Origin of the sequence: Labilithrix luteola, assembly GCF_001263205.1 — a bacterium.
Taxonomy (GTDB): Bacteria; Myxococcota_A; Polyangia; order Polyangiales; family Polyangiaceae; genus Labilithrix; species Labilithrix luteola.
Genome location: NZ_CP012333.1, coordinates 710892 through 728997, shown reverse-complemented (window position 1 = coordinate 728997; position 18106 = coordinate 710892). Strand labels below are relative to the sequence as shown.

The following is an 18106-nucleotide window of genomic DNA, read 5'->3' as shown; positions in this document are numbered from 1 at the left end:
ATTGAATCATGCAGAAATCCAGATCGAACGCCCTCGAGAGCACGAAGGCATTTCGATGGATCGGTCGAGCGATCCGTGTCGGGCGCGTCGCGACGTTCACCGGTGTCGTGGCGTGCGGTGTTCTCTTCGGGTGGATCGGCGTGGTGCGCGGCGCGGCCGAGCAGCGCGCGGTGCATCTCGGTCATGAGCTCGCGACGCTCATGGACGTCGTCGGGGGCGCTCATACGGTCAAGATCAATGGCGAGACCGTCTATATCGCCAGCGCGGTTACCGAGGAGTCGCCGAAGGCGGTACTCGACCGCTTCGAAGCCCACTGCTTGGAAAAGACGGGCGGCCTGAAAGAGCAATTCGACGCCTTCCCGCCGGAGGCTCGAGCGAAGCTCGAAAAGGAAATGCCCGAGGCATGGGCTCTCCGCATGGGCGTTCTCCGCGACGAGAAGCCTGATGGCACCGAGGGCACCGTGATGTGCATCACCCAAGACGGCGGTGGCGGCGTCGATGGATTGCTCAAGAGGCTCGCCGCATTCGAAGCCTCCGGCGAGCTCGGGGAGCTGGGGAACTTCCGCCACGCCTATGTCCGCAAGACGGAGACGCGCGGCTCGCACGTTCTCACCAGCTTCACGCAAGGGCACTTCGACGTGCGGAAGCTCTTCAGTGAAGATGAAGCGTCGGAGTCTCCAGTTGGTGTCGACCCACCGAATACACCGCGGCCACCGAACTCGTTTCGGCTCCTCAGTGCGACGATCGACGACGAGCCCTACGGAGTGCAGATATTCAAGACGACGGAGGATATGGATGCCATTGGCGAGTTCTACGAACGCGAATTGCCAAAGCGTGAATGGATTCGAATGGCCGGCCACTTGGATGTCGGGGGACAGATCTGGCAGCGAAATGGAGTCACGATGATCGTGAGTATGTTCCCGGGACAATTTGGCTCGCGCGGAACGGTTACGTTTGCTGAAGGCCGAACCATCCAAGCGAACGACATTTCGCCTCGATACTGATGACTCTCATTTAGCTACTTCTCGCGTGTGTACCCACTGTCTCGATGTGTGAAGTGCCGTGGAACTTTTCGCGTTCGTTGCCAATGCGTCGCATGGCGCAACGACAATCCTCGCCACGTCACTGAGGCCGGCGCTCCTCGCCGAGCCCAACGAGAGTCGATCGTATGAACCGTCGTGCCTTCTTGATTTCGGTCTGCGTCGTCGGACTCGGCGCGGTACTTCTGCTTCTCTATTTGCATAAGTTCGAAACCGAGAAGTCGGGCGGCGAACTGATTCGCGTGTTGGTCATGAAGAAGGCCATCGAGCGCGGTAAGCCGATCGTCGACGACGACCTTGCCGTGCGCGAAGTGCCCGTCGCCTACGTGGAAGATCGCGCCATCCGCGCCTCCGATCGCGAGACCGTGATTGGCCTGCGGGCGGGCGTGACGGTGAATGCCCAGCAGACGCTGATGTGGACGGATCTCTCCGTGGCCAACGAGGAGCGGCGCGACCTTGCCACCCTCGTGACGCCGGGCAACCGCGCCGTGCACGTGCGCGCGGCCCGCGACGACCGTGGCTCCGGGCTCATTCGGCCTGGTGACCATGTCGACGTGATCGCAACGCTCGCACAGGCAGGCGGTGCGTCGTCGGCCGTCGTCCTCCTGCAGAAGGTTCTCGTCCTCGCCAACGGCACCACGATGTCGAGCGACGTCCTTCCGTCGGACGGCGACAAGACGCGATCGACGACCGGTGAGCAGGGGCTCACGCTGAGCCTCAACTTGCAAGAGACGCAGCTCATCTCGCTCGCCTCGGAGCGCGGGCAGCTCACCGTCGCGTTGCGCCATCCGGACGACCTGCGGACGTTCGACGGTATTCCGGACATGAGCCCCTCGGCGCTCACGGACGGACGCGCCCGCGCTGCGGTTCAGGGAACCCATCGGGCTGCGGGGCCGGTCAAGCTGGAAGCCGTCGGAGCCGGCCGATGAGCGCCGGCACGACGAGTCGCCTCCAGGGCGCTGTCTTGGCCTTGCTCGTTGCCATGCTGCCCGCCACCGTATGGGCGCAGGCCCGCGGCGGCGGTGGCGGGAAAGGGCAGAGCGCCCCCGTCGACAAGACCGAAGAGCTCAATCTCACGGTGGGAGAGAACCGCACGCTCCCGGCCGCGGATATCAAGAACTACTCGATTGGCGCGCCCGGAATCGTCGAGGTGAAGGTCACGACCGATGGCGGACAATTCGTCGTCGTCGGTCAAAAGGCCGGCTCGACCACTCTCCTTCTCATTCACCACGACGGAAGTCGCGAGAGTTGGGTCATCAACGTGTTCCAGCGATCACCCGAGGCCGTGGAGCGCGAGCTTCGCGACCTGATCGATGGAAGTGTTGGCTTACGTGTGCGCCGTGTCGGCACGCGCTTCTTCATCGAGGGCGGCGTATCGACCGAGGCCGACCAGAAGCGCATCCAGCGCATCGCGTCCCTCTACCCGGGACAGGTCGAGTCGCTGGTCGAAGTCGGATCCGTCGCGTCGGATCGCCAGTTCAACATCCGGATCGACTTCTACTTCGTCCAGTTCGACAAGAACTCCGGATACACGGTCGGCCTCGGCTGGCCCGGCAAGGTCGGCGGCGAAGGTGTCTTCGGAAACGCCGCGACGTTCGACCTCGTCTCGGGCAACTTCACGTCGGCGACGGCCACCGTCACGAACCAGCCGCTCCCGTCGCTCGACATTGCCTCGACGCGCGGTTGGGCGAAGGTCCTCAAGCAAGCGACGATCATCACGGGAAACGGCACCGAGGCGAAGTTCGGCAGCGGCGGTGAGCAGAACTTCCAGATCTCGACGAACCTGACCACCAACGTGAGGCCCATCGAGTTCGGCGTGAACTTGACCGTGCTCCCCAGGTTCGACCGCGCCGCGCGGGACATGGAGGTGCGCCTCGCGGCGGACGTCGCCGACCTCGTTCCGCCCATTGCGTCGACGACTCTTCCGGGGCGCAACACGTCGCGGCTGGACACGCTCGTTCATCTCAAGCTCGGACAGTCCATCGTGCTCTCGGGGGTGAGCACGAAGAATCAGCGCCATCGCGTGACGGGCTTACCGATCCTCAGCGAGATTCCCGTCCTCGGACTGCTCTTCGCAAGCCACGAGGACGCCCTGCAGGACGTCGAGGGAGCGATCTTCATCATCCCGAGCGTAATCGACACGCTGCCCAAGGCGTCGCTCGACATCATCAACAACGAGGTTCACCAGTACGAGACGTACACGGGCAACATTCGGAAGGCGAATCTCTACGACAAGAAGCCGCCGGTGATCCGGCCATGATCGCCGCGGTTGCCGGTTCGGCGTCGTTCGACGTCGAGGTCGTTCTCCAGTCGTCGACGGGAACGCGTCGCAGCGTGCGCCTCCGGCCGGAGGGCGCGTTCACCGTCGGTCGCGACGAGCGATGCGCCGTCTCGATCGACAGCCGTTTCGTCTCGCGCACGCACATCGTCGTTCGGCCAGGCGAGCGCACGATGCGCGTCGAGGACGTCTCCTCGAACGGAACGCTCGCCGGCGACATGATTCTCCGCCGTACGGCCGCCGAGCTCGCGTACGGAACGCCGATCGTCGTCGGTGACCACACGGTCACGGTCATGCTCCAATCACCCATCGCGAGCGGCGTATCGACCGTGGTGTCACCCACGCCGCAGCCGGCAACTTCTCCGAGCGAACGAACCCCGTTGCCCGCGCATTCGATGCGCACGAGCCGGATGCCGGCACATGCACCCATCGCCACGATTCCACCGACGCTCCCGACCGAGAGCGTGATTGTCCTCCCGGCTTCGGACCTCGTGGTCGACGAGGAGGGGCAGAGCGAGGGCTTCGGGACGGTCCCTGCGGACGTCCGAAGGGAGATTCACAGACAGCTGCTCGAGCTCCTCGACCTGGCCAAGATGGATGCGACCAAGGTCGACGATCCCTCGATGCGTCCGAAGGTTCTCACGGCGATCCGACGGATCGTGCACAACCTCGGATCGCGGCTTCCCGCGGGAACCGACAACGATCGCCTCATCGGAGAGATGGCGGACGAGGCGCTCGGTCTCGGGCCGCTCGAGCGCTTCCTCGGCGACGCGACCATCAGCGAGGTCATGGTTCTCGATGCGAATACGATTTACGTCGAGAAGAACGGCAAAGTCATTCTGACCGATGCTCGATTCACCGACGATGAGCGCGTTCGCGCCGTCATCGAGCGCATCGTGACACCGCTCGGGCGCCGAATCGACGAGTCGTCGCCGCTCGTCGACGCGAGGCTCAAGGACGGTTCCCGCGTCAACGCCGTGATTCGTCCTCTGGCGTTGCGCGGCTCGTGCATCACCATCCGGAAGTTCGCTCGTACGCCGTTGACCGTCGAGCGCCTCATCGAATTCGGCGCGATGAACGAGCGCATGGCGCGCTTCCTCATGCGCAGCGTCGTCGCGAAGAAGAACGTGGTCATCTCCGGAGGAACGGGAAGCGGCAAGACCACGCTGCTCAACGTTCTCTCGGGCGCCATTCCCTCCGAGGAACGGATCGTCACCATCGAGGACGCTGCGGAGCTCCAGCTGAAGCAGCCCCACGTCGTTTCGCTCGAGACCAGGCCTGCGAACATCGAAGGGAAGGGCGAATACACGATTCGCGATTTGGTCAAGAACGCCCTTCGCATGCGGCCAGATCGTATCGTCGTCGGCGAGTGCCGCGGTGGTGAGGCGCTGGACATGCTCCAGGCGATGAACACGGGGCACGACGGCTCGCTGACGACGACCCATGCGAATTCGCCGGTCGAGGCCGTGGCTCGCCTCGAGACGCTCTGTTTGATGGCGGGACTCGACCTGCCGGTGAAGGCGATTCGCGAGCAGATCGCGGGGAGCGTCGACCTCATCGTCCAGCAGACTCGATTCTCCGACGGCTCGCGTCGCGTCTCGTCCGTGGCCGAGGTCACGGGACTCAACGACGACGGTGAAGTGAGTCTGAGGCCGATCTTCGAATTCGTTCGCACGGGAACTGGACCAAACGGGAAGATCGAAGGCGCGTTTCGCGCGACCGGATACCTGCCGTCGTTCCTCGACACGTTTATCGTCATGGGGCTCATTCGCTCGGGGGAGGCGTACCTGTGAGCTTCTCGAACCTCGCGAATCCATCGTTTCTGGTCCTCGAGGGGGCTGGCGTCGCCTGCGTGCTGGGCGGACTCGGCCTCGGCACGTGGTGTCTCGTCGCTACGAGAGACGGCCTCATCCAGCGGGCGTGGGCGCGCTACTGTTCGTCGATCGAGCGCCGGCTCTACCGACTCTTCATCTTCCGACCGGGTTACCAGTTCGCGGTGGGGCAGCTGGTGGCGATGGTGCTTTGCAGCGCGGCTTGCATCGTTGCCGGCGCGCCGTTTCCCGTCTTCCTCCTCGTCATGCTGCTCTGCGCGACGGCGCCGGAGCTCTGGTTACGCCGTCGGGTGCGCGAACGGGTGACGGCGATCGAAGCACAGATCGACACGTTTCTCGTCGCCCTCGCGAACGCGCTCAAGGCGACGCCGAGTGTCGCGGACGCCCTCGTGTCGACGCAGTTGCTCGTTGCCGATCCGCTCCGGCAGGAGCTCCAGCTCGCCGTCAAACAGATGCGGGTTGGAAGCTCGATGGAACAGGCGCTCCTGAACATGAGTGGGCGCGTGGGCAGCCGGCAGCTCGACTCGGCGATCTCGGCGATCCTGATCGGCCGTCAGGTCGGCGGTAACATCGCCGCGATTCTCGATGCGACTGCGGGGTCGATGCGGGAGATGTCGCGTCTCGAAGGCGTTGTCCGTTCCAAGACCGCCGAGGGCAAATCGCAGATGTGGGTTCTCGGTGGATTCCCGATTGGCATCCTCGTCATGTTCAATCTCGTGAGTCCCGGGTTCTTCGACCCGCTGACTTCCAGCCCCGCTGGCTATTTTTGCACGATGTTGGCCTTCCTCTTGTGGGGAATGGCGATCGTCACGGCCCGGGCCATTCTCAAGACCGATATCTGACTACGATGCGTTACGAGTATCTTCGCTACGCCGCCGTCGCCGTTCTCGCGTGTGGTCTCTTCGTCATGATTTATCTCGTGGCAGGCGCTCCGTCGCGTGAGGCGAGTCGCCTTGGAATGCGGGGGCTCAAACGACAGCGCGCCATCCAGAACGGCAGCGGCTGGTCGACAATCGAGCCACTCGTGCGATGGCTCGGTGTGCGTGTCAGCGGCGCGATGAGCGACGAGCTCCATGCGTCGATGGACAGACAGCTCACCCTCGCCGGCGACTTCTACGGCCTCACTCCACCGGAGTACGTCGCGCTCTCGATTCTCTCGGGAATTGCCGGGACCGTGTTCGGCGCCCTCGTCGCCACGGTGACCAAGATGCCCCTTCTCGCGGTCATCTGCCTGGGGTTCGGCGCGGGCGGGCCCTATCTCGTCATCTCGGGCGAGGTCACCGAGCGGGTCAAGCGGGTGACGCGCGGTTTGCCGTATGCCGTCGACTTGATGGCGCTCGCCATGGGCGCCGGGCTCGACTTTCCCGGTGCGATACGACAGGTCGTAGAGAAGTCGAGCGACCCGAACGACCCGCTGACGGAGGAGCTCGCGTGGATGCTCCAGAAGATGCAGCTCGGTCACACGCGCCGTCAGGTGCTCCATGACCTCGCACTTCGGATACCCGTTGCTTCGGTGACGGAGTTCGTCTCCGCCATCACGCAGGCGGACGAGCGCGGAAATCCGGTGGCTGCCGTACTCGCGATTCAGGCGAGCAGCTCGCGCCAACGTCGTTCGGTCAAGGCGGAGGAAGGCGCGGCGAAAGCCGGTGTTGCGATGTCGCTGCCTCTCGTCTTCGTCTTCATCTGCATTCTGATTCTGATCATGGCACCCATCGCTCTTCGACTTAGTCAGAGCTCGCTCGCCTCGGGGTAATCACGCATGGAAGGAATGCGATTCAAGATTCGCCACGGCGATGGGCGCTTCGAAGAGCTCGTCGTCGAGTCCGAACAAGTGATCATTGGCAGTGGTGCGCATTGTGAGATTCGCCTGCCGCCCGAGCAGGCGCGCGTCGAGCACGTGATCGTTCGTGCCAGCGCCGCCGGAATTCGGGCGATCGCACGCTCCCTCGACCCGGCGCCGACTCTGAACGGCGTCGATTTCGTCGACGCGCCGATCCTCGACGGCTCGGTGTTGAGGGTTGGGGCCGTGGAGCTCGAGGTCGCGGGGCTCGTGCTTTCGGCGGGGCCGGAACAGGCGAAGAACAACCCGAACGCCCCGCGTCCCTTCGTCCTCGTGTTTGCACTCGCTGGACTAGCCGCGTGCGCGATGATGATCCTCGGGCAGCGATCTTCCGGCGGCGTGACGGCCGAGCCGAAGGTGCCCGACTTGTGGACCGCGGGAGAAGCAACCTGTCCGGAAGGTGGAGCCCAGGCGCAGGCGTTGGCACGAACCAAGCTCGCCGCGGCGGACGGGAAGAGGGAACGCGCCCCCTTCCACGTCCAAGACGGCGTCGCGGCGGTGCCGCTCTATCAGGTTGCGGTTGCATGCTTTCGCGCGTCGGGAGACGAGCCGACGGCGAACGAGATCGCGAGCGACGGTCAGAAGCTGAAGCGCGAGGTCGCGCTCGAATTTCGAATTCACCGAGTGCGCCTTCAACACGCGTTCACGGTGAAGGACTGGAAGACGGCGCAGCGCGAAGTGAAGGTCCTCCTGGCTTACACCGAAGGCCTCAAAGCCGAATACGTCACGTGGCTCTCGAACTGGGATCGCAAGCTCGAGCTCGAGTACGGAAAGAAGAAGTCGTGATGCGGAGACTCTCCTGGAACGTGGTGCTGGTCCTCGCGGCGTTCAGCACCGGATGTGCCTCGAAGGAGCAAGGCAACGGCAAGACTGCGCTCGACGTCGTGCAGAAGGAGCAGACGCCGGAGCGCCTGATCGCGCGCGGCCGGTCGGCGGCCATGATGGGTGACTTCACGCGCGCCGAGCAGTACCTCACGGCGGCGCGCGAGGTCGGTGGTGACGAGAGCGTGATCATGCCTCTTCTCCTGCGCGTTTGCATCGCGGGAGAGCGCTACCGCGTGGCGATCGACTACGTGCGGCATTACCTCCTCTACAATCCCGACGACGTTCGGCTTCGGAGCGTTCTCGGATCGCTCGAATGGGCGGTGGGCGAGCACGAGGCGGCGCTCGCCGACCTCCGTGGCGTCGTGCATCGTGCGCCAGAAGAGGCCGACGCTCACTTCGTGCTCGGCAGGGTGCTCGACGACGAAGGAAGGCGACGAGAAGCGACGAATCACTATCGCGAATACGTTCGCTTGAAGCCCGGTGGTCCACACGCGCCCGAGGCCCGCTCGCGTGTGGAGGAGGAGGAACCATGATTCCGGATGCGGTCTTCAATGAATCGGTATTTCAGTTCTTCAATCCGATTCGTCAGTATCTGGACGATCCGACCGTTACCGACATCTGTATCAACGGGCCTTTCCTTGTCTTCGTCGAGCGGCGCGGCAAACTCGAGCTCACCGATGCACGCTTCGAGGACCGCGAAGCTCTCGTCGCTGCGCTCCGAAACTGCGCCCAATTCGTGAACAAGGAGCTGAGCGATCAGCGCCCGATCCTCGAAGGAAGGCTCCCCGACGGGTCGCGAATCGAAGCCATCGTGCCTCCCGCCGCGCCCGATGGGCCGCACGTCTCGATCCGCAAGTTCTCGAAGACCGCGCTGACGATCGAGTCGCTCGTCGCGCGCGATTCACTGAGCGCGGTCGCCGCCGAGGCCCTCAACGCGTTCATCGTTGCCAAGCTGAACATCCTGGTCGCCGGCGGCACGGGCACAGGCAAGACGTCGCTTCTCAACGCGCTCTCGGCCCTCATTCCCTCGGACGAACGCGTCGTGGTGATCGAGGACTCCAAGGAGGTCCAACTCCAGCACATCGACTGCGTACAGCTCGAAGCTCGCCCGGGCGACGCCAAGGGGCGAGGTGCAGTGACCATTCGCGATCTGTTCCGCGCGACGTTGCGTCTTCGCCCCGATCGCATCGTGGTCGGCGAAATTCGCGGCGGAGAGGCGCTCGAGATCCTGCAGGCCATGACCAGCGGTCACGGCGGTTGTCTGGCCACGCTCCATGCGACCTACCCACGCGATACGGTCACCCGCCTCGAGACGATGGCGATGATGAGTGACATCGACATGCCGCTCGCTGCGCTCCGGTCGCAAATCGCGTCGGCGGTCGATCTGATCGTCCAGGTTTCCCGCCTTCGCGACGGAAGCCGGAAGGTCTCGCACATCAGCGAGGTCATCAGGTTCGACGCCGCGACCGGCGCTTACGAGCTCCAGGATCTCTTCGTGCGTGAGTATCGCTCCGAAGGGGAGGGGCAGGGCGTCGAGAGCGAGCTCGTACCGACGCGAGCGGTTCCGCGCTGCGCCGAGAAGCTCCGCGAGCACGGCGTCACGCTTCCCGCCGAGATGGGCGTAGCGCTTCGTGGTGGTCGTCGATGAGCTCGCGCGAGGCTCGCGTCCGCGTGCGCATCGGGCCCGGCGCGGCCGCGACGGTTTGGGTTCGCAGAGAGCCGGGCGATCTCACGACGGCCGTGCTCGGCAACGTGGGCTCGGATGGCTGGGCGCCGGTGGTCTTGCCGTGCGAGGTGGTGGTCGACGACGCGGGCGTGCGCTTCGACCCGACCACGCCGGACGTGGACGAGCTCGAGACCGAAGCCGACGTGGACGACGTGACGGTGGTCTTTCCGATCGAGCATGTCATGGGCGAGCCGCCGCCCTTCGCGACGAGGCCGACGGAAACGGGGACGTGGCCGGTGCCACGTCCGCTCGAAGAGATCCGTCAGGCCCCGGTGGATCAGGCAGCCCTCCGTGCCAACGTTCCCTCGCAGGACGCGGCAGCGCCGGCGGGGTCTCAGGAGGCACCGATCGTATCGGGCGGGAGCGGGCTTGCCCGTGCTTGGCGAGAGACCTCGCCGCCGCGCAAGGTGCTCGCGGTCCTCCTTCCCTTCGCATTGACCTTCACCGTCTGGGCCATCGTCGTGCGTGCCCGAGCTCCCGTGGGCTCGCGAGTTGCTGCCCCGACGACGGCGATCGCGTCGGCCACGATTGCCTCGGCGACCGCGCCGAAGGCGGAACCGCCCGCAGCGGCGCCTGCCGTCGTGTCATCGTCCGGGCCGCCGCCCGTCGCGCCTGCCGGCGTTGCGTCGGCGCCTGCAGCTGCTGCTGCGTCGGGGAAGAGCCCTCCCAAGAAGACGCTCGAACGCGCCGCCGGAGACGCCGTCGCTGCAGGCTCGTATCCCGAGGCGCTTCAGATGTACGAGGAGCTCTCACGGCGATCGCCCGACGTCGCGGCGTACCGTCAGGCTGCGCGCATCCTCAGAGCGAAGATGGCGGCGAATCTGGCTCCTCGGTGAGCTCGTCGGGGCCGTCGAGAGCCTCTTCGTCGCCTTGATCGTCGGAGGTCGGCCGCATTCCGAGGCGTGCCGTCATCCGCTGGAGGAATCGTCGATTGACGCCGGCGAGCTCTGCCGCCCGCGTCACGTTTCCGTTCGTCTTGGCCAGCAAGGCATTCAGGTAGAAACGCTCGAACTGCTCCACCACGGCGCCGCGCGCATCTTTGAGCGAGAGATGCACCGGAATGGGCATCAACATGCTCTCCGGCATGTGCGGTACGCGTGAAGAAGGGATCTCTTCCCGCTTCGGTGGCGCGGCGCCCGACCAACCGAGTGAGACGAGGCGCTCGACGAAGTTTCGGAGCTCGCGAATGTTGCCGGGCCAGCTTCGCGCGAGCAGTGAGCCGAGCAGCTCCGACGAAAGCGGATTCGTGTTGCCGCTGAAGCGTTCGTAGAAGTGCTGGGCGAGGATGGGGATGTCCTCGCGCCGTGCGCGAAGAGGTGGCAGCTCGACTTCGATGACCGCGAGTCGATAGTAGAGATCTTGGCGGAAGGCGCCTTCGTTCACCTGCTGGGCCAGGTGCCGGTTCGTTGCGGCGAGCAGGCGGACGTCGACCCGCTTGTTCACGTTGCTTCCGACCCGTCGTACCTCTCGCGTCTCGAGCACGCGAAGGAGCTTGGCCTGGAGCGACAGAGGAAGCTCACCAACCTCGTCGAGGAAGAGCGTTCCTTGATCGGATTCTTCGAAGAGTCCCTTTCGGTCCGAGACGGCACCGCTGAATGCGCCTCGCACGTGACCGAAGAGCTCGCTTTCGATCACGGTCGGAGCGATGGCACCGCAGTCGACCGCGACGAAGGGACCGTTCGCGCGTGATGATTTGTCGTGGATCGCCTTGGCGACGAGCTCCTTGCCGGTACCCGTTTCGCCGCGGATGAGAACGGTCGCCTCCGTGGGCGCCGCCCGCTCGAGCACGGCATAGACCCGGCGCATCTCGACGCCGGCGCCGATCACCGCGCCGAATCGACAAGAGTCGGAGATCGGGATGTGGACCGACTCTTCTCCGAGCTCGACGAGGAGCACCGTGGCGCCCACACGAATCGTTCCCCCTGCGACGAGCTCCGCATCACGGACGCGCGTGCCGTCGACGAAGGTTCCGTTCGTGCTTCCGGTATCCAGAATTCGAACTCCGCCCTTGTTGAGACGAAGCTCGCAATGAACGCGCGAGACGGTCGGATCGGCCAGGCGCAGGTGGCTGCCCGGCGCGGTTCCCACGCGGACGATACGTTCTTCGATCACGAAGCGTCGCCCGCGGTCCGGCCCTTCGACGACGACGATGTCGACGGAGCGGAGATCGAGCGGTGGCGCCGCGCCGTAGGCGTTCGTGGACTCGTCTTTGAAGGACATGATTCAGTGGTGAAGCATTTGCAGAACGCTGCCGGCCTCGCCGCGCGGAAGCGCCCAGACCCCGAGTGCGATGAGCAGGACGAGGACCACCGCCGGCCCCCAGTCGAGCAAGAACCGGAGGCGGACAGGCGTGCCTCCCGCCATGGACGGGCGCTCCGCATCCTCGATGCGATGGATCGTCCGTGCCCGATCCGCGAGGCCGGTGCCGGCGTTGCTCTCCAGCCATGCCGCAACTTCCCGCGGCGTGGCCGGAGTGATGGCGCGCTCGAGCGCGGCGGCCATCTCGAGGGCCGTCGCATGGCGCTCCGCGGGGTCGCGGGCGAGTCCGCGCATCACGACCGCGTCGAGCTCCGGCGGAATTCCGGCGACGAGCGCGCTCGGTGGACCGACGCGCTCGTGCAGGATGCGCATGCAGACGTGTCCGGGCGTGTCCCCATCGAACAGTCGCGAACCCGAGAGAGCTTCCCAGAGGCAGACGGCGGCCGCATAGATGTCTACGCGTCGCGATGCGGGAGCGGTTCCCTCGAGTAGCTCCGGCGCCATGTAGCCGAGTTTTCCCTTCAGCTGCACACGCGTCGTCGTCGAGGAGGCGCCTTGCGTCGTCGCGATTCCGAAGTCGAGCAGGCGTGCCACGCCGTCGTGGCCCACGAGGATGTTCTGTGGGGATACGTCCCGGTGAACGATCCCGAGCGGCTTGCCTTTCTCGCTCAGCGCCTCGTGGGCAGCATGCAGACCGTAGAGTGCTTGCGCAACGATCGTCGCTGCGATGCTCGGTGGTATGCCGCCTGCGGTCTCCGCCGACCGGATCACGACGGAGAGCGGCTCTCCGTGGATGTACTCCATGACGAGAAACGTCTCACCGGCGCTCTCGACGACGTCCAGGACTTGCACGACATTGGGATGCGCGACGCGAGCGCCGAGGCGCGCTTCGTCGAGAAGCGTCGAGACGTCTTCGTCGGCCCCCAGCCGCGTATGGATGCGCTTGATCGCGACGAGCTTGCTGAAGCCCGCGATGCCATGAAGGCGACCGTAGTAGACCTTCGCCGTTCCGCCGGCAGCGATCGGTTCGTGAAGCGAGTAACGCTCGCCCACACGCAGGGGCGCCTTGGCGGCGCGATTCATGTCCGGTGCAAAATACGAACGGCGCGTGTCCTCTCTGTGGGAAGCTCGTTACGATTCGTGGGCACTCCTTGTCGAGCTTGACGAGTCGCGTCCCGTCGAAACCCGGGCGGCCAAGGGCTCGTGCCCCCAGGAGGTCGCCGCTCGCGTGCACCGGACGTCATGAGGGCGTCACGTCCGAACGAACGAGCCCTCCATCGCCGCGCGGAGCATCGCGAGCTTCTGTCCTCGCTCCTCTGTTTGACGGTCTCGACCGCCTCGCCAGCCATGGGGGCTACGTTCGGCGCTGTTCGACGGTAAGCGTCTCGAGGAAATCTCGCCGTCGCAGCCGTGGCTCGGGCAGGTACTTTCCGAACGTACGTCTCTCGTCGTCGGACATCGATTTTGCTGGCCTTTCGACGACGTTGACCACTTCGAACGAGCATCTCCGAGAGCGGTTGTTCGGATACACGAGTTGCAGAACGACGGTTCGTCGGGCCATAGTTGCAGCCGGATGGGGTCACGCGGATGCCGTGTCGGGAGGGCATTGGCGGCAAGCTTCACTGCTTTTGTCGTGCCGCTTGTCGCGTTCACTGTGGGCGGCTGCGGCCTCTTTCCGAGCTTCGACGAGCTTCAAGGCGGTGTCGCGGAACAAGCGTCGCTCGACGCGTCGACCGACGGATCCACCGCCGTCGCGAGCGACTCGGGGGATGCGCAAAACGCGGAATGCCCCGGCACCGCGCCGCCAGCGATGGTCAGGGTCGGATCGTTCTGCATCGACAGCACCGAAGTGACGAAGGCTCAGTACAAGGCCTTCACCGAGGCAGCCGGCGAGGATCTCCATTATCAGCCGAAGAGCTGCGGCTGGAACACGACGCTCTATCCGGGCAGATCCGGCGAGCCGCACGTGAAGGATTGGCCCGTACCTGCAGGCCTCGAGGACCTCCCGATCACTCTCGTGAACTGGTGCCAGGCCTCGGCGTACTGCAGTTGGGCGGGCAAGCGTCTCTGCGGTCGCATCGGCGGCGGAAGCACGCCCATGGCGAGCGCGCAGGACCCCAACGTGAGCCAATGGATGGCCGCGTGCTCGCACGCCGGCACGCGCCGCTACCCCTATGGGGACACGTTCCAAGCGAATGCCTGCGTGGTCTCCGCGTCGGGGGCGATGCCGGTGAAATCCCACGCCGCATGCGAAGGCGGTTACCCGGGGATCTTCGATATGAGCGGCAACGTGCACGAGTGGGAAGACTCGTGTCGCGATACCGATCCCGAGCCCAAGGCGTGCGAGATCCGCGGCGGTGCCTTCGACACCACCGACTCGACCGGCGCGCGGTGCGATCTGACCGACTTCCCGCAGTTCGCCAACCTCGCGGGCGACAACGTCGGCTTTCGCTGCTGCAGCCCGTGATGACTCGTCAGCCGTTGGTCTTGTCGCGGCGGCGCGCGCGAATCAGCTGGAAATAGCGGCGCGCCAGGCCCGAGGCGGCGGCCGCGCGAGCGACGTTGCCACCGTGCTTGGCGAGAATGCGCTCGACGTAGCGGCGCTCGAAGTCGGCCACCACCCGATCCCGGGCGCGCACGAAGGGCAGGGCTTCGTCGAGCACGGCTTCGATGACGTCGCCCGATGGCGCCGGGACGGTCGAGGGCAACGATCCTCCGCCCGGTCCTTCGTCGGCCTTGAGATCCGCGGCGACGAGCTCGCCGACGGCAAGAAAGCGAGCGACCGCGTTGCGTAGCTCTCGTACGTTGCCTGGCCACGGATAGTCGTCGAACCTCGCGAGGATCTCCGGGGAGAGCGGCTTGTCGTCCGCGCCGAGCGCGCGCCAGAACTGGGCCGCGAGCACGGGAATGTCTCCGTGGCGGTCGCGAAGCGGCGGCAGCGCGATGCGACCGACGGCGAGCCTGTAGAACAAGTCGTCGCGAAAGCGCCCGGCCTGCACTTCGCGATCGAGATCGCGTCGTGTCGCGGCGAGTACGCGAACGTCGACCTTCAGCCACGCGTTTCCGCCCACGCGCTGCACTTCCCCGCGCTCGAGCACGCGAAGGAGCTTCGGCTGCAGCGAGAGGTCGAGCTCACCGATCTCGTCGATGAGCAGCGTTCCGCCGTGCGCCTCCTCGAACACGCCGCGTCGCTCGCCCGAGGCGCCCGTGAACGAACCGCGCTCGTGCCCGAACAACGCCGACTCGAGCAAATGCGGGCTCACCGACGCGCAATCGAAGACGCAAAACGGCCCAGCTGCACGCGCGCTGCTCTCGTGGAGCGCTTCGGCGAGGACTTCTTTGCCGGTTCCCGTTTCGCCTTCGATGAGCACGGGAACGCTCGACGAAGCGAGTCGCTCGCACAGCGGATAGAGTCGTCGCATCGCCGCGCTCGTGCCCACCATGCGGCCGAACCGGTGAGCCCGTGGAAGCGGCGGCGTCTCCACGGGGGCCAGCCTCGCGACGTGGAGCGCGGTTTCTCCGACGACGATCGTTTCACCGCCCCGAAGAAACGCTTCTCCAACGGCGATTCCACTGACGAGCACGCCGTTGCGTGAGCCGAGATCGACGACGCGAAGACCGCGCGGCGTTGCTTCGAGCACGGCGTGGCGTCTCGAAACCATGCGGTCCGAGAGGCGGAGATCGCAGACTGGACTCGACCCGACGAGAGCGGGGACGGCGCGCGAGCCATCGAGCTCCACACGCGCCCCATCCTCGGCGCCGCCCACGACCATGACCGCGAAGCCCGGTGCCGGGGCATCGGGAGCGTCCGCCGTACGCTTCACGACCGTCGAGAGCTCGTCGCGACCGTTGTCCATTCCTCGGACGTTAACACACCGAAGCAATACGAGCCGCTGTGCACCCGAGAGCTCAGGGATGATCGAATCGATCACTCCACGCGCTAGAACGTTCCGCGGAGGCGCATCATCCCGCCTCCGTCGGTCGGAGCTGCGCCGACTACCACACCGCGCTCGTCGTTCTTTGGGCGGGTGAGCAGCATGACGCCGCCCGTGCCGATCCCGACGAGTCCGACACCGAGCGCGACGGCCGCTGCCACGAACTTGGTCCGCGTCGGGGAAAGCTGGTCGTCCGTGCACGTGCGCGTCTTCCCGCAGGTGCTCTCGAGGTCGTCGTACTCACCATGGCCGACGACTTCGAGAACCCCGAAGGTCGCGAGCGAGAGCGCGCCGATCCCCATGAACACCCACGGAAGCACCGGCGTGCTCGACGCGCTGGGCGCGCCGGATGCGGACGTGGGGGACGTGTCACCATCGGCCGTGCCGTCGAGTCGAAGCGCGCGATCGAAGCGGAGCTCCACGAGCCGGTTCTTCTGCGACTCGGCGAGGAGGACGTCGCGCTCGACGGCGGAGGCACCCGACACGACGAACCGCAGCTTGTGAACGCCCGGATCCATGGAGATCGCGCGGCCATCGAGCTGCTCTTTGATCAGCGTGCCATCGGCGTAGACCTTGACCGAAGCGACGTCTTGTCCGCGCGCGTCGGTGGCGTGGACCACCATGGTGGGTACGACGCGCTCGACCTCGTCGACCCACGACGTGCAGTCGCGACGAATCACGAGCGGGCAACTCTCGCGCGCACACATCGACAGCGACTCGAGCGCTGCGCGCATCTTGCCGGCGGTGCGCTGCGCTTGAGCATCTTCTGCAAGCTTCGCGCACTCCGCTCGCTCGTCCGGCGGATTCGCTGCCGAGGCCGTATTTCCCGCGAGAAAGGCGCCGAGAGCCATCCATCCCGCGAGCGCCCTGAGCCTCAGTCGCGACGTACGGGAGCGCGGCTCCGGGGGGCGAATCGAGATCGAGATCGAGATCGAGATGCGCGGTGAGCGATCGAGGAAACTCACAGGCATTCTCTTTTGTAAACGCGTCGGCGCTGGGCGTCGAGCGTGTAAGGAATGGAACAGTCGACGCTCGTTGCGTGGTTCGTGGTTGGTGGGCGAGGTCGCCGTGGGTGATGCGTAGGTTCTCCGGGGGCGCTCGTCACGGCCGCCGGAACCGATTCGGCCGCCGGCTCGGCGGCGAGTGGCGGCTGCGGCTCCGTGCTGGCCACGGGAGGAGGGGTGCTCGACGACGGTGTGACGATGGCGGGCCGATCGGAGCGATGCATCGCGAAGAGACCGGCGACGCACGCGAGCACCGCCGCACCGCCGAGACCGAGCACCGAAGGCGTGACTGCTCGACGCTCCCTCGATGGTCGAGAGTCTGCGTTCGAGGCTTCTGTCGCGTTCGACCATGCTCGGTCCACGTCATGCTGCTCGATCGCAGCCACGAGCGCAGCGCGCTCCTCGAGCTCGCGACGAGCCACGTCGGCAACCCAATCTCCGACGGCCGTTGGCGACGCTGGCGGAATCACGGCTGCGAGCGCAGCGGCCATCTCGCGGGACGACGCGAAACGATCTTCGGGCGCGAGGGCCATCGCTCGTTCGATCACCTCGTCGACCTCGGGTCCTAGGTCTGTCGCGTGGTTGGTGGCGGGCTCGACCATGCCGACCAGAATCTGCGAGAGGATCGAAGCCTCATCCCCTGCGAACAGGCGCCGGCGCGCGACGAGCTCCCAGAGCACGACCCCTGTCGCATAAACGTCGGTGCGCGGAGACATGCGCGCGCGCTCGATCTGCTCCGGCGCCATGTAGGCGAGCTTGCCTTTGATCTCACCCACGCGCGTCGCCGCCTGGATGCGACCGCGTGCTTTCGCGATGCCGAAGTCGATGACGCGCGCGACGCCGTCGGTTCCTACGAGCACGTTCGACGGTGACACGTCACGATGCACGAGGTCGAGCGGAGCGCCGTGCAAGTCGGTGGCGTCATGGGCGGCCTGCAGTCCGGCGAGGACATCGCAGACGATGGCCGAGGCGATCGGAGCCGGCATCGGCTTTCGCTCTTCCCGAGCTGCACGTACGAGCGCGGCGAGGGAAGGCCCGACGACGTAATCCATGACGAGCGCGATCTCGCCGCCTTCATCCACGACGTCGCGCAGCGGGACCACGTTGCGATGCTGGATGCGCATCGCCATACGGGCTTCGTCGACGAGCACCGGGGCAAGCTCCGCGCGCTCCGCGGTCCGCGCGGCGAGGAGCTTCACGGCCACCGTGCGCGAGCCGCCGTGCGCATGGCTGCCCGCTCGCGCGAGATGCACCGTGGCCATCCCGCCGGCTGCGAGCTCTCCGTAGATCCGATACGCGCCGAAGATGCGGGGAGACGTACTCGAAGGCTATCACGCCCTCGCGCCACGTCCGTTCACCCACAAAAA

At 65.8% G+C, this 18106-nt stretch carries 16 protein-coding genes; 11 read left to right on the top strand and 5 right to left on the bottom strand.

Features of this window, described 5'->3' with window-relative positions; all coding sequences use genetic code 11:
- The first annotated feature begins 8 nt into the window (after nucleotides 1-8).
- The 10 genes from AKJ09_RS03380 (at nucleotide 9) to AKJ09_RS52620 (ending at nucleotide 10377) form a co-directional block, all read left to right on the top strand.
- Complete coding sequence (locus AKJ09_RS03380) at nucleotides 9-1004, top strand: hypothetical protein (protein WP_146645735.1); 996 nt, start codon at nucleotides 9-11, stop codon at nucleotides 1002-1004.
- A 164-nt stretch (nucleotides 1005-1168) separates the two neighbouring features.
- Nucleotides 1169-1969 carry a Flp pilus assembly protein CpaB gene (cpaB, locus tag AKJ09_RS03375; RefSeq protein WP_146645734.1) on the top strand — a complete coding sequence of 267 codons (801 nt, stop codon included), beginning with the start codon at nucleotides 1169-1171 and terminating at the stop codon, nucleotides 1967-1969.
- Nucleotides 1966-3300: a type II and III secretion system protein family protein gene (locus tag AKJ09_RS03370; protein WP_146645733.1), complete on the top strand. Its 1335-nt coding sequence runs from the start codon at nucleotides 1966-1968 to the stop codon at nucleotides 3298-3300. Before cpaB ends, AKJ09_RS03370 begins: the two co-directional genes overlap by 4 nt.
- Complete coding sequence (locus AKJ09_RS03365) at nucleotides 3297-5111, top strand: TadA family conjugal transfer-associated ATPase (protein WP_205633582.1); 1815 nt, start codon at nucleotides 3297-3299, stop codon at nucleotides 5109-5111. Before AKJ09_RS03370 ends, AKJ09_RS03365 begins: the two co-directional genes overlap by 4 nt.
- Nucleotides 5108-5992 carry a type II secretion system F family protein gene (locus AKJ09_RS03360; protein ID WP_146645732.1) on the top strand — a complete coding sequence of 295 codons (885 nt, stop codon included), beginning with the start codon at nucleotides 5108-5110 and terminating at the stop codon, nucleotides 5990-5992. The genes AKJ09_RS03365 and AKJ09_RS03360 overlap by 4 nt, the downstream gene beginning before the upstream one ends.
- Nucleotides 5993-5997: 5 nt before the next feature.
- The gene (locus AKJ09_RS03355) at nucleotides 5998-6903 is read left to right on the top strand and encodes a type II secretion system F family protein (RefSeq protein WP_146645731.1); all 906 of its coding nucleotides are present in this window, start codon (nucleotides 5998-6000) and stop codon (nucleotides 6901-6903) included.
- Nucleotides 6904-6918: 15 nt separating this feature from the next.
- Entirely contained in the window at nucleotides 6919-7776 is an 858-nt protein-coding gene (locus AKJ09_RS52625) for an FHA domain-containing protein (protein WP_169927217.1), read from the top strand.
- Nucleotides 7776-8348, top strand: a complete 573-nt coding sequence (locus AKJ09_RS03350; protein WP_205633581.1) for a tetratricopeptide repeat protein — start codon at nucleotides 7776-7778, stop codon at nucleotides 8346-8348. Before AKJ09_RS52625 ends, AKJ09_RS03350 begins: the two co-directional genes overlap by 1 nt.
- Entirely contained in the window at nucleotides 8345-9463 is a 1119-nt protein-coding gene (locus AKJ09_RS03345; RefSeq protein WP_146645729.1) for a TadA family conjugal transfer-associated ATPase, read from the top strand. Before AKJ09_RS03350 ends, AKJ09_RS03345 begins: the two co-directional genes overlap by 4 nt.
- On the top strand, nucleotides 9460-10377 hold the full coding sequence (locus AKJ09_RS52620) for a hypothetical protein (protein WP_169927215.1): 918 nt from the start codon (nucleotides 9460-9462) through the stop codon (nucleotides 10375-10377). Before AKJ09_RS03345 ends, AKJ09_RS52620 begins: the two co-directional genes overlap by 4 nt.
- Here the strand turns inward: AKJ09_RS52620 and AKJ09_RS03335 are convergent.
- Nucleotides 10340-11761 carry a sigma 54-interacting transcriptional regulator gene (locus AKJ09_RS03335; RefSeq protein WP_146645728.1) on the bottom strand — a complete coding sequence of 474 codons (1422 nt, stop codon included), beginning with the start codon at nucleotides 11759-11761 and terminating at the stop codon, nucleotides 10340-10342. The genes AKJ09_RS52620 and AKJ09_RS03335 overlap by 38 nt on opposite strands.
- Before the next feature lie 3 nt (nucleotides 11762-11764).
- Entirely contained in the window at nucleotides 11765-12883 is a 1119-nt protein-coding gene (locus AKJ09_RS03330; protein ID WP_146645727.1) for a serine/threonine-protein kinase, read from the bottom strand.
- 550 nt (nucleotides 12884-13433) lie between these two features.
- Here AKJ09_RS03330 and AKJ09_RS03325 point away from each other — a divergent pair.
- The gene (locus AKJ09_RS03325; RefSeq protein WP_169927214.1) at nucleotides 13434-14267 is read left to right on the top strand and encodes a formylglycine-generating enzyme family protein; all 834 of its coding nucleotides are present in this window, start codon (nucleotides 13434-13436) and stop codon (nucleotides 14265-14267) included.
- Nucleotides 14268-14274: 7 nt separating this feature from the next.
- On the opposite strand, the gene AKJ09_RS03320 is transcribed toward AKJ09_RS03325, so the two are convergent.
- The 3 genes from AKJ09_RS03320 to AKJ09_RS03310 all read right to left on the bottom strand — a co-directional run bounded on the left by AKJ09_RS03320 (nucleotide 14275) and on the right by AKJ09_RS03310 (nucleotide 18028).
- Nucleotides 14275-15657, bottom strand: coding sequence for a sigma 54-interacting transcriptional regulator (locus AKJ09_RS03320; RefSeq protein ID WP_146645725.1), 1383 nt, complete (start codon nucleotides 15655-15657; stop codon nucleotides 14275-14277).
- Nucleotides 15658-15740: 83 nt separating this feature from the next.
- The gene (locus AKJ09_RS03315; protein WP_146645724.1) at nucleotides 15741-16700 is read right to left on the bottom strand and encodes a hypothetical protein; all 960 of its coding nucleotides are present in this window, start codon (nucleotides 16698-16700) and stop codon (nucleotides 15741-15743) included.
- Nucleotides 16697-18028, bottom strand: a complete 1332-nt coding sequence (locus tag AKJ09_RS03310) for a serine/threonine-protein kinase (RefSeq protein ID WP_275936731.1) — start codon at nucleotides 18026-18028, stop codon at nucleotides 16697-16699. Before AKJ09_RS03310 ends, AKJ09_RS03315 begins: the two co-directional genes overlap by 4 nt.
- Between the last annotated feature and the right edge of the window lie 78 nt (nucleotides 18029-18106).

What these genes read in the sequence shown, in the direction of transcription:
- AKJ09_RS03365 (WP_205633582.1), top strand. Translation starts at nt 3,297, where the DNA reads ATGATCGCCGCGGTTGCCGGTTCGGCGTCGTTCGACGTCGAGGTCGTT.
- AKJ09_RS03350 (WP_205633581.1), top strand. Translation starts at nt 7,776, where the DNA reads ATGCGGAGACTCTCCTGGAACGTGGTGCTGGTCCTCGCGGCGTTCAGC.
- AKJ09_RS03370 (WP_146645733.1), top strand. Translation starts at nt 1,966, where the DNA reads ATGAGCGCCGGCACGACGAGTCGCCTCCAGGGCGCTGTCTTGGCCTTG.
- AKJ09_RS03335 (WP_146645728.1), bottom strand. Translation starts at nt 11,761, where the DNA reads ATGTCCTTCAAAGACGAGTCCACGAACGCCTACGGCGCGGCGCCACCG.
- AKJ09_RS03320 (WP_146645725.1), bottom strand. Translation starts at nt 15,657, where the DNA reads ATGGACAACGGTCGCGACGAGCTCTCGACGGTCGTGAAGCGTACGGCG.
- AKJ09_RS03345 (WP_146645729.1), top strand. Translation starts at nt 8,345, where the DNA reads ATGATTCCGGATGCGGTCTTCAATGAATCGGTATTTCAGTTCTTCAAT.
- AKJ09_RS03355 (WP_146645731.1), top strand. Translation starts at nt 5,998, where the DNA reads ATGCGTTACGAGTATCTTCGCTACGCCGCCGTCGCCGTTCTCGCGTGT.
- AKJ09_RS03330 (WP_146645727.1), bottom strand. Translation starts at nt 12,883, where the DNA reads ATGAATCGCGCCGCCAAGGCGCCCCTGCGTGTGGGCGAGCGTTACTCG.
- AKJ09_RS52625 (WP_169927217.1), top strand. Translation starts at nt 6,919, where the DNA reads ATGCGATTCAAGATTCGCCACGGCGATGGGCGCTTCGAAGAGCTCGTC.
- cpaB (WP_146645734.1), top strand. Translation starts at nt 1,169, where the DNA reads ATGAACCGTCGTGCCTTCTTGATTTCGGTCTGCGTCGTCGGACTCGGC.
- AKJ09_RS52620 (WP_169927215.1), top strand. Translation starts at nt 9,460, where the DNA reads ATGAGCTCGCGCGAGGCTCGCGTCCGCGTGCGCATCGGGCCCGGCGCG.
- AKJ09_RS03380 (WP_146645735.1), top strand. Translation starts at nt 9, where the DNA reads ATGCAGAAATCCAGATCGAACGCCCTCGAGAGCACGAAGGCATTTCGA.